This window comes from Sphingopyxis lindanitolerans (assembly GCF_002993885.1).
In the GTDB taxonomy this organism is placed as follows: Bacteria; Pseudomonadota; Alphaproteobacteria; order Sphingomonadales; family Sphingomonadaceae; genus Sphingopyxis; species Sphingopyxis lindanitolerans.
Genome location: NZ_CM009578.1, coordinates 2,368,268 through 2,381,610 on the forward strand (window position 1 = coordinate 2,368,268; position 13,343 = coordinate 2,381,610).

Annotated in this window: 12 protein-coding genes; 3 read left to right on the forward strand and 9 right to left on the reverse strand. The window is 65.6% G+C overall.

What is annotated here, in order from left to right; all coding sequences use genetic code 11:
• Positions 1 to 2: 2 nt before the first annotated feature.
• Positions 3 to 1,841 carry an aminopeptidase P family protein gene (locus CVO77_RS11460; protein WP_105999171.1) on the reverse strand — a complete coding sequence of 613 codons (1,839 nt, stop codon included), beginning with the start codon at positions 1,839 to 1,841 and terminating at the stop codon, positions 3 to 5.
• Between the two features lie 67 nt (positions 1,842 to 1,908).
• Between CVO77_RS11460 and CVO77_RS11465 the strand changes: the two genes are divergently transcribed.
• A complete protein-coding gene (locus CVO77_RS11465; protein ID WP_242445910.1) occupies positions 1,909 to 4,071 on the forward strand; it encodes a S9 family peptidase in 2,163 nt (720 codons plus the stop codon).
• A gap of 8 nt (positions 4,072 to 4,079) precedes the next feature.
• Here the strand turns inward: CVO77_RS11465 and CVO77_RS11470 are convergent, their stop codons facing one another.
• The 7 genes from CVO77_RS11470 to CVO77_RS11500 all read right to left on the reverse strand — a co-directional run bounded on the left by CVO77_RS11470 (position 4,080) and on the right by CVO77_RS11500 (position 10,642).
• Positions 4,080 to 4,607: a GNAT family N-acetyltransferase gene (locus tag CVO77_RS11470; protein WP_105999172.1), complete on the reverse strand. Its 528-nt coding sequence runs from the start codon at positions 4,605 to 4,607 to the stop codon at positions 4,080 to 4,082.
• On the reverse strand, positions 4,604 to 5,221 hold the full coding sequence (locus CVO77_RS11475) for an HAD family hydrolase (protein WP_105999173.1): 618 nt from the start codon (positions 5,219 to 5,221) through the stop codon (positions 4,604 to 4,606). The genes CVO77_RS11470 and CVO77_RS11475 overlap by 4 nt, the downstream gene beginning before the upstream one ends.
• Before the next feature lie 97 nt (positions 5,222 to 5,318).
• Positions 5,319 to 5,444, reverse strand: a complete 126-nt coding sequence (gene ykgO, locus CVO77_RS11480; RefSeq protein WP_003046794.1) for a type B 50S ribosomal protein L36 — start codon at positions 5,442 to 5,444, stop codon at positions 5,319 to 5,321.
• A 275-nt stretch (positions 5,445 to 5,719) separates the two neighbouring features.
• The gene (rpoN, locus tag CVO77_RS11485; RefSeq protein WP_105999174.1) at positions 5,720 to 7,192 is read right to left on the reverse strand and encodes an RNA polymerase factor sigma-54; all 1,473 of its coding nucleotides are present in this window, start codon (positions 7,190 to 7,192) and stop codon (positions 5,720 to 5,722) included.
• Between the two features lie 198 nt (positions 7,193 to 7,390).
• The gene (lptB, locus tag CVO77_RS11490; protein ID WP_105999175.1) at positions 7,391 to 8,200 is read right to left on the reverse strand and encodes an LPS export ABC transporter ATP-binding protein; all 810 of its coding nucleotides are present in this window, start codon (positions 8,198 to 8,200) and stop codon (positions 7,391 to 7,393) included.
• A 218-nt stretch (positions 8,201 to 8,418) separates the two neighbouring features.
• Complete coding sequence (pgmG, locus tag CVO77_RS11495) at positions 8,419 to 9,801, reverse strand: phosphoglucomutase/phosphomannomutase PgmG (protein WP_105999176.1); 1,383 nt, start codon at positions 9,799 to 9,801, stop codon at positions 8,419 to 8,421.
• Positions 9,802 to 9,832: 31 nt separating this feature from the next.
• Positions 9,833 to 10,642, reverse strand: a complete 810-nt coding sequence (locus CVO77_RS11500; RefSeq protein ID WP_105999177.1) for a division plane positioning ATPase MipZ — start codon at positions 10,640 to 10,642, stop codon at positions 9,833 to 9,835.
• An 84-nt stretch (positions 10,643 to 10,726) separates the two neighbouring features.
• Here CVO77_RS11500 and panC point away from each other — a divergent pair, with 84 nt between their 5' ends.
• Both panC and CVO77_RS11510 read left to right on the forward strand, forming a co-directional pair.
• Positions 10,727 to 11,566 carry a pantoate--beta-alanine ligase gene (gene panC / locus CVO77_RS11505; protein ID WP_105999178.1) on the forward strand — a complete coding sequence of 280 codons (840 nt, stop codon included), beginning with the start codon at positions 10,727 to 10,729 and terminating at the stop codon, positions 11,564 to 11,566.
• Between the two features lie 266 nt (positions 11,567 to 11,832).
• The gene (locus CVO77_RS11510) at positions 11,833 to 12,147 is read left to right on the forward strand and encodes a sel1 repeat family protein (protein WP_105999179.1); all 315 of its coding nucleotides are present in this window, start codon (positions 11,833 to 11,835) and stop codon (positions 12,145 to 12,147) included.
• Between the two features lie 32 nt (positions 12,148 to 12,179).
• On the opposite strand, the gene CVO77_RS11515 is transcribed toward CVO77_RS11510, so the two are convergent.
• The gene (locus CVO77_RS11515) at positions 12,180 to 13,340 is read right to left on the reverse strand and encodes a GNAT family N-acetyltransferase (protein WP_105999180.1); all 1,161 of its coding nucleotides are present in this window, start codon (positions 13,338 to 13,340) and stop codon (positions 12,180 to 12,182) included.
• Positions 13,341 to 13,343 lie beyond the last annotated feature (3 nt).

Consider the following 13,343-nt stretch of genomic DNA (forward strand, 5'->3'; position numbering starts at 1 on the left):
CCTCAGGCGGCCAGCGCGACGGGGGTGCGGTCGAGCGGCGCGCAGGCGGACGTCAGCCAGTCGCGGTCTTCGCCCTCCATCCCCGGCGCCAGCTTGGCAAGCACTTGGGCATGATAGGCATCGAGCCAGTCGGCCTCGGCCGGCGACAGCAGCGACACATCGACCAGGTCGCGCGCGATCGGCGCGAACGTGATCGTCTCGAACCCCAGCATATCCTCTTCGGCGTCGGCGATCGCCTGCGGCACCACGATGACCAGATTTTCGATGCGGATACCGAAATGGCCCGCCTTGTAATAGCCCGGCTCGTTCGACAGGATCATGCCCGCGTGCAGCGGCTCCTCGGTCCCCGCTTGCCCGCCCGCGGGCTTGGCGATGCGCTGCGGCCCCTCGTGAACCGCCAGATAGGCACCGACGCCGTGACCGGTGCCATGCGCATAATCGACCCCGTCGGCCCACAGATATTGCCGCGCCAGAATGTCGAGCTGGCTGCCGCGCGTGCCGGTCGGGAAGCGCGCGAGCGCGAGCGCAATATGCCCCTTGAGCACCTGGGTAAAGCGGCGGCGCATCTCGGCGCTCGGCGTTCCGATCGCGATCGTGCGCGTGATGTCGGTCGTGCCGTCGGCATATTGCCCGCCCGAATCGACGAGGTAGAGCGTCCCGGTCTCGATGCCGCGGTTGGTCGTCTCGTCGACCTTGTAATGCGGCAGCGCGCCGTTCGGGCCGGCGGCCGAGATGGTATCGAACGACAGGTCGCGAAGCGCGCCGCTCTGGTCGCGAAATTCGCGCAGCTTCGCGGCGGCGGCGAGTTCGTCGAGATGGCCTTGCGGCGCGGTCGCTTCCATCCATTTCAGGAAACGCGCAACCGCGACTCCGTCGCGGACATGCGCGGCGCGGGTGCCGTCGAGTTCGGTCGCATTCTTGATCGCCTTGGGCAGCACCGCGGGGTCGCGATAGCGCGCGATCGTCGCCCCCGCCGCTTCGAGCGCGGTGAAGATCGCCGCGACCGCGCGGTCGGGATCGACCGCGACCGCCTTGCCCGCCAGATCGGCCAGCGCCGCCTCGAAAGCGTCGCGGTCGTGGATTCGCACGCTGTTGCCAAGGTGCGCGCGCACCGCGTCGGTGATTTTCTCGGGCGCGATGAACAGGTCGGCGGTGGCGTCGGCGTGGAGCAGCGCGAACGCGAGTCCCACCGGGGTGTGGCTGACGTCGGTCCCGCGAATGTTGAAGGTCCAGGCGATCGAATCGAGCGCGGTCATCACCGTCGTGTCGAGATTTTTGGCTTTCAGCCAGTCGGCGATGATCGCGCGCTTGTCGGTCGCGGTTTGCCCGGCGAGGCTTGCGTCATACACCGTGACCACCGCGTCGCTCGGTGCGGGCTGGTCGTCCCACGCGGCATCGAGCGGATTGGGCGTGACCGCGACGAGGCTCGCGTCCTTCGCGGCGAGTGCCCTTTCAAGGCCCCGCGCCCAGTCGATGCCGTGGAGCCAGGGGTCATAGCCGATTTTCTGCCCCGCGCTGACGTTCGCGCCCAGCCATTCGGCGACGCTCGACTGCGGCACCCCGATATAGTCGAACAGCGATCCGTCGACCTGGTCGCGGACCTGCACGGTGTAGCGGCCGTCGACGAACACCGCGGCCTTTTGCGGCAGCACCGCCGCAGTCCCGGCCGAACCGCCAAAGCCCGTCAGCCACGCCATGCGCTGGGCATAGGCGCCGACATATTCGCTCATATGCTCGTCGCTGATCGGGACGACGAACCCGTCGAGGCCACGCGCCGCGAGTGCGGCGCGGACGCGGGCGAGGCGCTCGGCGTGGATGATGCTGGGGACGGGGCTGGACATGCCGTGTTCCTTGTTCCTACATCGCAGCCAATCCTGCCCACCGGGGGCGATGCTGCGGGAGTTTCCTATGCGTGCTACTTGGGTGTTTCTGGCCGCAATTACCACCCCGCTTGTCGTCGCCCCAACGGCTTTCGCCGAAGAGAAAGAGACCGCCTTGACCACCAGCCCCGCCCTGCCTGCCGCCCCCGTCGCCGACCAGCGGCCGCACGAGACGGTGCTGCACGGCAAAACATTGTCCGACCCGTATTTCTGGCTGCGCGACCAAAGCTATCCGGTGGTCGATGACGCCGACATCCTCGATTATGTAAAGGCCGAGAACAGCTGGTTCGACGCCGCGATGAAGCCGCACGCCAAGCTCGTCGAAACGCTGTTCCAGGAGATGAAGGGCCGGATCAAGGAAGCCGATTCGAGCGTGCCGCAAAAGGACGGCGACTGGGTGTATTGGGTCGAATATGAGGAAGGCGCCGAATATAAGAAATGGTATCGCAAACCGGCGGCGGGCGGCGAACCCCAGCTGATCCTCGACGAGGTCGCGATGGCCGACGGCAAGGAATATTTCCGCCTCGCCGAGCTGTCGATCAGCCCGAACGGCAAGCTGATGGCCTATTCGTTCGACGATAATGGCTCCGAACGTTTCGAGGCGCGCGTCCGCAATCTCGACACCGGCGATCTGCTGCCCGACGTCATCCCCGGCACGCTGTCGTCGCTCGTCTGGACCTCGGGGAATGATGCGATCCTCTATGGCCTCGCGAACGAGAATTGGCGCACCGACAATGTCCGGCTGCACAAGCTCGGGCGTCCGGTGGCCGAGGATAAATTGCTCTACAAGGAGCCCGACATCGGCTTCGGGGTCGGGATCGGCAAGACTGCCGCCGACAATTATATCGTCATCGCGACGGGCGATAATGAGACGAGCGAGGTCTATCTCCTCCCCGCCGACAATCCCGAGGCGCCGATGCAGCTCGTGTCGGCGCGCCAGAAGGGGCGCGAATATAGCGTCGATGAGCGGAACGGGATGCTCTACATCCATACCAACGACGACCATCCGAATTTCCGCGTCGCGACCGCGAGCGTCAAGGCGCCGGGTGACTGGAAGACTTTGATCCCCGGATCGGATCATAGCTACATCACCGGCCTGTCGATCTTCCGCGATTATTTCGTGATCGAGGCGCGCGAGGACGGGCTCGATCAGGTCGATGTCCGCGGCTATGACGCGCCGCTCACGCCGGGGCGGATCCGATTTCCCGAGGCGACCTATGTCGCGGGGCTCGGCGACAATCCCGAATATCATCAGGACAAGCTCCGGCTCGACTATGAATCGATGGTCACCCCCGACACCGTCTATGACTTCGATATCGCAACCGGGCGGTTGGAAACATTGAAGGTGCAGGAAATTCCTTCTGGTTATGATGCGTCACAATATGTAACCGAATGGGTCAATTTGCCGTCGCGCGACGGCAAAACGCTGATCCCCGCCTCGCTCGTCTATAAAAAGGGGACAAAGCTCGACGGCAGCGCGCCGCTGCATCTCTATGCCTATGGCAGCTATGGCTATCGCATCGCGCCGGGTTTCTCGACGACGCGGCTCAGCCTCGTCGATCGCGGGATGATCTATGCGATCGCGCACGTCCGCGGCGGCGATGATATGGGGCGTGCCTGGTATCTCGCGGGCAAGACGACCGAACGCAAGAACACGTTCAACGATTTCATCGACGTGGCGAAGGGGCTGATCGCGAAGAATTATACCAGCGCGGGCAAGATTTCGATCGAGGGTCGCTCGGCCGGCGGGCAGGTGATGGGCGTTGTCACTAACGAAGCGCCCGAATTGTGGGGCGCGGTGCTCGCGGGGGTGCCCTTCGTCGACGTCGTCAACACGATGGTCGACGAAACGCTGCCGCTGACCCCCGGCGAATGGCCCGAATGGGGCAATCCGATCACCGACAAGGCGGCGTTCGACTATATGCTGAGTTACAGCCCCTACGACAATGTGACCGCCAAAGCCTATCCGCCGATGCTGGTGTCGGCAGGGCTCAACGACCCGCGCGTGACCTATTGGGAACCCGCTAAATGGGTCGCGAAACTCCGCGCGACGCGGATCAACGACGCCGCGCTGCTGCTGCGCACCAACATGGGCGCGGGCCACGCCGGCAAGTCGGGCCGCTGGGGCGCGCTCCACGAGGATGCCGAGGAGTTCGCCTTCGTGCTGACGCAATTGGGGGTGGAGAAATAAGGGCGCCGTCAGGCGAGGAGCTTGCGCATCCGCACGAGCGGGACGTCGATCCCGTCGACCGAGGCGACGGTGCGCTCGATCTGTGCATAGCCGCTCGCTCGGTAGAGCGGTTCGCCGGAAAGCGTCGCCATCAGTTCGGCCGCGCCGAAACCAGCAGCGCGCGCTGCGGCTTCCGATGCTTCGAGGATCGCGCGGCCGACGCCGCGGCGCGTGAAGCCGGGATCGGTGTACATCGCGCGCGCGCGCGCCGCCTCGGACCGCGGGTCCAGCAAACGCGGCTCGCGCAGGTCGCTGCTGTGATCTCCACCATAGAGCGTCGCGCGCCGGCTCCAACCGCCGCATCCCGCCAGATCGTCCTCGATGGTCGCGACGAAATAGGTGCCGTCGGCGACGAGCTGGGTGTCGAGCCCCATCACCGCGCGGCTCGCGCGCACTTCGGCCGCCGACAAAAAGTCGCGTTGCAGCTCGTCGATCGCGCGGCGCATCAGCTCGCGCATCGCCGGCAGATCGTCGGTGGTCGCGATCCGGATTTTCATGTCGGTATCGCCAGATAGTCACGCGCGACGAGTTCGCGTTCCAGCGCCTCGGCATCGACGAAGCGATGCCCAGCGATCCCGACCGACTCAGCGCCCGCGATATTCGCGGCAACATCGTCGATGAACAGCGCCCCCGCGGGATCGATGCCGAATCGCGCGATCGCAAGGTGGTAGATTGCAGGGTCGGGCTTCGTCAGCCTTTCGGTGCCCGAGACGATGATATCGCGGAAGCGGTCGAAGATGGGCTGGGTCGGGTGAAAACCTTCCCAGAATTCATGGCCGAAATTGGTGATTGCGAACAAGGGCAGTCCCGCCGCGTCCAATCGCTCGACGAGTTCGAGGCTGCCGGGCATCGGCCCCGGAATCGTCTCGTTGAAGCGGGCCGCATAGGCGTCGATCAGCGCGTCATACCCCGGAAACTGGCCTTTCAGCTCGGGAACCATCTCGGCGAGCGGGCGGCCGGCATCGTGCTGAAAATGCCATTCGGGCGTGACGACGTTCGTCACGAACCATGCCAGATCGGCCTTGTCGTCGATCAGCTTGGCGAACAGATAGCGTAAATCCCAGTCGAACAGCACGCGGCCGACGTCGAAGATCACGCAACGCTCGATCATATATCCTCCAGACACGCGAAAGCGCCGCCGGAAGCCTCCGACGGCGTCACGCTCATTCGCTTATGCGCGCGGGGCGAAAATCGCCCCGGCAGGGCCATCAGCCCTGGCGCGCCTTGAAGCGGCGGTTGGTCTTGTTGATCACATAGGTGCGGCCACGGCGGCGAATCACGCGGTTATCGCGGTGGCGGTCCTTCAGCGACTTCAGGCTGTTGCGAATCTTCATGGGTCTTTTCCGTAAATTTCAAGCGTTGCACGCGAAGCGGCGCAACTATGGGGAAGCGGGTCAAAAGTCAACCGCTCCATGGCGCACCGATAGCTCAAAAAAGTTCACGCGGAGCCGCGGAGCCGCGGAGAAGAAGATATTCGCGCAGAGGGAACAGAGTCCGCGGAGAATGAAGAAGGCGGCAAAGTCGCCAATCTCCCTCCTACTCCGCGGCTCCGCGTCTCCGCGTGAACCAAATCCTCTGCGTTCTCTGCGCCCTCTGCGCGAATCAAATCCTACCCCGCCAGCGCCTTTTGCCGCCGCCTCTGCACCGAAGAGCCATAGCCCATCGCCTCGCGATATTTGACGACGGTGCGGCGCGCGATGTCGTGGCCCTCGGCCGACAGTTTCTGCGCGATCGTCTCGTCGGACAGAATCGCTTTCGCATCCTCGGCCTCGATCATCGCCTTGATCCGGCTCTTGACCGCCTCGGCCGACACCGCGCCGTCGCCCGCCACGTCCGAAATGCCGCTCGAGAAGAAATATTTGAGCTCGAACAATCCGCGCGCGCAGCTCAGATATTTGTTGCTGGTGACGCGGCTGACGGTCGATTCGTGCATGCCGATATCTTCGGCGACCTGGCGCAGGGTCAGCGGGCGCATGGCGGCGACGCCGTGGAGGAAAAACCCTTCCTGCTGCTTGACGATCGCGCTCGCGACCTTGACGATCGTCCGCTGGCGCTGGTCGAGCGCCCGGACAAGCCAATTGGCGCCCGCGAGCTGTTCGGACAGCCACGCCTTGCTTTTCGCCGCGGCGCCCTTGGCGAGTTCGCTATAATAGCGGCGGTTGACGAGCAACCGCGGCAAGGTCGTGCTATTCACCTCGACCGCCCAGCCTTCGGCGATCCGGCGAACATACAGGTCGGGGACCACCGCCTGCGCGCTGTCGCCGCCGAATTTGAGGCCCGGCTTGGGGTCATAGCCGCGCAGCTCGCGGATCATGTCGGCGAGATCCTCGTCATCGACCCCGCAGATGCGCTTCAATTGCGGGAAAGCGCCCTTCGCGACCAGGTCGAGATGGGCGATCATGCACGCCATCGCGGGGTCGTAACGGTCGGCCTCGCGCGCCTGGATCGCGATACATTCGGCCAGGTCGCGTGCGCCGACGCCCGAGGGGTCGAAAATCTGGACGCCCGCTAGGACCGCTTCGACCAGCGCCAGCGGAACGCCAAGCTGCGCCGCGAGCTCGGCCAGGTCGGCGCGCAGATAGCCCGCCTCGTCGATCAAGGCGACGAGCTGCGCCGCGACGATCGCCTCGACCCCGTCGAACCGTTCGCCGACCTGCGCCAGCAGATGGTCGTGGAGCGTGCCGTCATGCTCGGCAAAACTGTCGAAATCGATGCCTTCGCTGGCGCCCGACAGGCCGACCGAATCGCTTGCGCTGTCGTGGTGAAAGCGTTCCTCGGCGAAGTCGATGTCGAGGTCGTCGGCGGTGCCTGCATCGGAGGACAGCGCCTGGTCGGTATCGGGCTGAACGTCGGCGGCCGGCAGCCCTTCTTCGCCGCGCTCCTCGGCCCCTCCCTCATCGGGCCCGCCATCGTCGCGGTCGGCGGGCGCGGCGTCGAGCAGCGGATTGCCCTCGAGCGCTTCGGCCAGATAGGCTTCGAGTTCGAGGTTCGACAGCGCCAGCAGCTTGATCGCCTGCTGAAGCTGCGGCGTCATCACCAGCGATTGCGACTGGCGTAAATCGAGGCGCGGACCCAACGCCATCGGCGATTATCGGCTTCTTGTTCGGTTCGTGTCGAGCGAAGTCGAGACAGCCATCAGGACAGCGCAAGTCCGAGCGGCATCTCGACTTCGGCCGACGGGCCGAAGTTTATCCTGAGCACCGCCGCAGGCGGCGTCGAAGGGCTCGATGCGAACGGATACGGAAAACCGCTCAAAACGCACTGGAAAAGCTCCAGCTCATCACAGCGAGAAGCCCTCGCCAAGATAGAGCCGCCGCACCTCGGGATCGGCGACGAGTTCGGCGGGCGAACCGGCCAGCAGCACCTTGCCGTCATAGATGATCGCGGCGCGGTCGACGAGGTCGAGCGTCTCGCGCACATTATGGTCGGTGATCAGCACGCCGATACCGCGCGTCTTGAGGTCGGCGACGAGGTCGCGGATGTCGCTGATCGACAGCGGGTCGATGCCCGCGAACGGCTCGTCGAGCAGCATGATCGAGGGGTTCGCCGCGAGCGCGCGGGCAATTTCGGCGCGGCGGCGTTCGCCGCCCGACAGCGCCATCGCCGCCGAATCGCGCAGCCGCCCCAGGCCGAATTCGTCGAGCAATTCCTCGAGCCGCCGTTCGCGCTCGATCTTGTCGGGCTCGGCGAGTTCGAGCACCGCGCTGATATTCTGGGCGACGGTCATGCCGCGAAAGATCGAGGTTTCCTGCGGCAGATAGCCAAGGCCGAGGATCGAGCGGCGATACATGGGAAGCGAGGTGATATCGGCGCCGTCGAGCATGATGCGCCCGGCGTCGGGCCGCACCAGCCCCATGATCGAATAGAAACAGGTCGTCTTGCCCGCGCCATTGGGGCCGAGCAGGCCGACGACTTCGCCCTTGCCGACCGACAGCGACACGTCGGACAGCACCACGCGCTTGTCATAGCTTTTGGCGATCGAGATGATCGCGAGACCATTGCCCGCCGCCGCATCGTCGCGGACATGCGCCCGGTGTTCGGCGATGCCATGGTCGCCTTCGGCCGGTGCGGTCGTGGTTTCGTCGGTCATATGCAGGTCGGATCCGTTCTAGCCCCAAGCGCGCGTTACCGCAGCGACGCGGCAAAGGTCAATCTGGCAGGGATTTTGCAGGGACGTTTTCCCCTCCCGCTTGCGGGAGGGGCAGCGAGGCTTGCGAGCTTGCTCGCTAGCCGTAGCGGGGTGGGCATGACCGCACCATCGCCGACCCACCCCCGACCCCTCCCGCAAGCGGGAGGGGAGGTCACGCCTCAATGCCCGGCGCTTTCCCCGCGCGCGACTCCCGACAGCGCGAGCTGCTCGTCGATTGCCGCCATCAGCCGCACCAGCGCCGCTTCGTCTTTCGCCTCGGCGCGCGCGACGAGCACGTCCTGGGTGTTCGACGCGCGCAGCAGCCACCAGCCGTCTTCGGTCAGCACGCGCGCGCCGTCGGTGCGATCGACCGTCGCGCCCGCCGCCGCGAGCCGCGCCAGAACCTCGTCCACAATGGCGAATTTGCGCACCTCGTCGACCTGAAAGCGCAGTTCGGGGGTGTTGACCATCGCGGGCATCTCTCCGCGCAGTTCGGTCACGCTCTTGCCGAGCTTCGTCGCCGCCTCGATTAGCCGCACCGCGGCGTAAGGCGCGTCGTCATAGCCATAATAGCGATCGGCGAAGAAGATATGCCCGCTCATCTCGCCCGCGAGCGGGCTGCCCGTTTCCTTCATCTTCGCCTTGATCAGGCTGTGGCCGGTCTTCCACATCAGCGGGATGCCGCCGAGCTCGGCGACGCGGTCGAACAGCGCCTGGCTGGCCTTCACATCGGCGATGATCGTCGCGCCGACATGCTCCCTCAGCACCGCCTCGGCATAGATTTGCAGGAGCTGGTCGCCCCAGATCACCCGCCCCTCGCCGTCGATCGCGCCGATGCGGTCGCCATCTCCATCGAAAGCGACGCCGAAATCGAGGCTCTTCTGCGCGACCAGCGTCTTCAGATCGGCCAGATTCTTCTCTTCGGTAGGATCGGGATGATGGTTCGGAAAATGGCCGTCGATGTCGGTGTACAAAAGATGATGCTCGCCGGGCAGCCGCGCGGTCAGCTTCTCGATGACGGTGCCCGCGGCGCCATTGCCGGCGTCCCAGCCGATGCGGAAGGCGCCGCCGGCGAAACCCTCGACGAGCCGGTCGACATAGGCGTCGACGATATCGATACTCTCGGCCGTGCCTTCGCCGCTTTCCCAATCTCCGGCGGCGGCGATTTCGCCGATCCGCTGAATGTCGGCGCCGAAGAAGGGGCGCCCCTGAAACACCATCTTGAAACCATTATAGTCGGGGGGATTGTGGCTGCCGGTTATCTGTATGCCGCCGTCCACATCCTCGGTTGACGCGGCATAATAGAGCATCGGCGTCGGCCCCAGCCCGACGTTCAGCGCGTCGATCCCGGCGGCGTTGATCCCCGCGATCAGCGCCTCGGCGAGCATCGGCGACGACAGCCGCCCGTCATAGCCGACGGCGACCCGCCTGCCCCCCGCGCGCTGGATCAGCGTCGCGAAGCTGCGCCCGATCGCGGTGGCGTCGGCCGCCGACAGCGTGTCGCCGACGACGCCGCGAATGTCATATTCGCGCAGCAGCGTGGGGTGGAAGATATGGGTCATCTCGGCTCCTTGTTGGGGGAGGCGGTGGGATTCAGGCGACGGCGAACAAATCCCCATCGGGATGCAACCGCTCGCGCGCCGGAAGGTTCAGTCCGCCCATCGCCTCGCGCAATTCCTGTCGCGCGACGACATGGCCGATCCCCATGCCGCCAAGATGCGCCTTGTCGAGCAAGGTCAGCCCGGCGGGGAAAAGCTCGCGATAGATGACGCGCTCGCCCAGCCCCGGAATGACGCGAAAGCCGACGCGGCGCGAAAGCTGGTTCAGCGCTTCGCCGACGCGGCGCATATTATGCGCGTCGACATGCTGGAGGCGGTTCCTCAGGATGATCCAGTCGATCGTTCGCCCGTCGCTTTTCGCGCGCGCCTTGCGCGTGTCCCAGATCAGCTCCGAATAAAAGCTCGGCCGCACGACCTGAAACGTTTCGGGATCGACCTGGCCGATCAGGTCGAAATCGATGAAGCTGTCGTTGATCGGGGTGACGAGCGTGTCGGCGCTCGTCGCCATGTGACGCGCGAAGATATCGTCGCGGCCCGGCGTGTCGGCGATGAGATAGTCGACGTCCACGGCCAGCCGCTCGACCTGCGCGTCGAGTTCGTCGATCGTCGAACCCTCGAACACCTCGAAGCGCGGGGTGGGAAGCGCGATGTCGCGGCGCTTCGCCGTATTCTCGCGATTCTCGAGATAGCGGTGAAAGGTGCGCTGGCGCGGATCGAGGTCGATCCCCGCGACGCGCCAGCCCAGGCTCGTCAGCGCGACCGCGAAATGCACCGCGCAGGTCGATTTGCCGGTGCCGCCCTTTTCATTGGCAAAGATGATGCGGTGGGGGTTTGCCTTCGTCATGGGCGTTGCGATTTTCCTGTTGGCGGCGCATGGCGGCCGCGTGAACGGTGCGGATGCGCCGCCAATATCGGAGGCTGGGCAAGCGTGCAAATCATCCGTGATATCGCGATGCTGCGCCGTGCCGTTTCGGCACTGAAGCAGGGGGGAAAGAGCGTCGCGCTGGTGCCGACGATGGGCGCGCTCCACGACGGGCATCTCTCGCTCGTGCGCATGGGGCGGCGGGTCGCCGACCATGTCGTCGTCTCGATCTTCGTCAATCCGACCCAGTTCGGCCCGGCCGAGGATTATGCCGCCTATCCGCGCGACGAGGCGCGCGACGCCGCGCTGCTCGCGCAGGAAGGCGTCGCGCTGCTCTGGGCGCCCGACGTTGCGGTCATGTATCCCGGGGGCCATTCGACGCATGTCGAGGTTGCCGAACTTGGCGCCGATTATTGCGGCGCGGCGCGGCCTGGCCATTTCGACGGCGTCGCGACGGTCGTCGCCAAACTCTTCAACCAGGTGCGCGCCGATGTCGCGATCTTCGGCGAAAAGGACTGGCAGCAGCTCGCGATCATTCGCCGCATGGCGCGCGACCTCGATTTCGCGATCGACATATTGGGCGCACCGATCGCGCGCAATACCGACGGCCTCGCGCTGTCGTCGCGCAACGCCTATCTCTCGAAGGATCAGCGCGCCGCGGCCACCGCCTTTCCCGCCGCGCTGAAGGCCGCGGCGCAAGCGATCGCGGGCGGCGCCGAGGTCGGCGAAGCACTCGCGAAAGCCGAATCCGATATCGTCGCGGGCGGTTTCGACAGCATCGACTATGTCGCGCTCGCCGACGCCGACAGTCTCGAAAGGCTGAGCGCGCTCCGCAAACCCGCGCGCCTGCTCGCCGCGGCGCGGATCGGCAAGACCCGCCTGATCGACAATCTGGCGGTCGAGTAAAAGCTGGCGGTCGAGTAAAAGGCCACGTCATTGCGAGGAGCCGAAGGCGACGCGGCAATCTCCAGCCACCGTCCCGCCTTGCCGATGGCTGGAGATTGCGTCATCACCCCGCTCCTCGCAATGACGAAGGCTTGAAAACCCGCTCTTTTCCGCCCCTTTCCCACAATATCCCCAAAAATCTGCATCGGCGTTAACGCTTTGTTGACCATAAGCCGCAACTTTGGGGGCTAGGATCTCCATGTGGGGTGGAGGCAAAGGGGGTTATCATGGCGAACAGTCTGAAGTCTGCCCAATATCTGATCGAGAGCCGTCTGCTCGACGCGGCGCGCGGCGACGCCAACGCCTATTTCGATCTCGGCATCGCATTTTCCACCGGCTCGGGCGGGGTCGATGTCGACCTGATCCAGGCGCATAAATGGTTCAATCTCGCCGCGCTCGGCGGCAGCCTCGAGGGCCAGCGCTGCCGCGCCGACGTTTCGGACGAAATGAGCCGCGACGAAATCGCCGAGGCCCAGCGTCAGGCGCGCGCCTGGCTCGACGAAACCGCCCGCCGCCCGGCGGCGCGGCGCTTCGCCGCCTGACGCTCTTCGCTCGAAGGGCGCGAAATATATTCTCAGCGACCGGGTGAAGCCGCCCGCCGGAACGGCATATGCCCTTCCAGCCACTCCATTTCCTGCACCTCGGCCGCGCGCTCGCGTTCCAGATAGTCGGACACCGCCCGGCGGAAGCCAGGGTCGGCGATATAATGCGCCGACCAGGTCGCGACCGGACCATAGCCGCGGGCGAGCTTGTGCCCGCCCTGCGCCCCTGCCTCGACCCGGGCCAGGCCGCGCGCGATCGCGATGTCGATCGCGCGATAATAGCAAAGCTCGAAATGCAGATAGGGGACGTCGACGAGACAGCCCCAATAACGGCCGTAAAGCGTGTCGGCACCGACGAAGTGCATCGCCCCCGCGATCGGCGCGGCGCCGTCCCAGGCGATGACGAGGATGATCCGGTCGGCCATGCGCCGCCCCATCAGGTCGAACGCCGCGCGCGTCAGATACGGATGTCCCCATTTGCGCGACCCGGTGTCCTGGTAAAAGGCCCACATCGCGTCCCAATGTTCGGGGGCGATCGCATCGCCGGTGACGTCCTCGATCCGCAGACCCTGAACCGCCCGCGCGCGTTCCTTGCGGAGCTGCTTGCGCTTTTGCGAGGTCAGCGTGGCCAGGAAATCGTCGAAACCGGCATAGCCCGCGTTGGCGAAATGAAACTGGATGTCGCGCCGCACCAGCCAGCCCGCGCGCTCGAACAGCGGCATCTGGTCGGGCGCGACGAAGGTCGCATGCGCCGACGACAGCCCGTTCTGCCGCACCACCGCCTCGGCGCCGCGGATCAGCAGCCGCGCCGCCTCCTCGTCGGGCGCGAGCAGACGCGGTCCCGGCACCGGGGTAAAGGGCGCCGCGATCTGCAGCTTGGGATAATAATCGCCGCCGGCGCGCGTCCAGGCATCGGCCCATGCCTGGTCAAAGACATATTCGCCCTGGCTGTGCGATTTGAGATAGGCGGGCGCCGCGGCGACCAGTGCCCCGGCCTCGTCCTCGATCAGGATCGGCGCCGCCTGCCAGCCGGTGCCGGGTCCGACGCTGCCCGATAGCTCGAGCAGCGTCAGGAAATCATGGCTGACGAACGGATTGCCGCCGCCCGCGAGCGCATCCCACGCCGCCGCATCGACAGCGGCGACGCCGCTGCCGAGCGAGATGGTGCGGGCTGGCGGGTCGGCTTCGGCCACCGA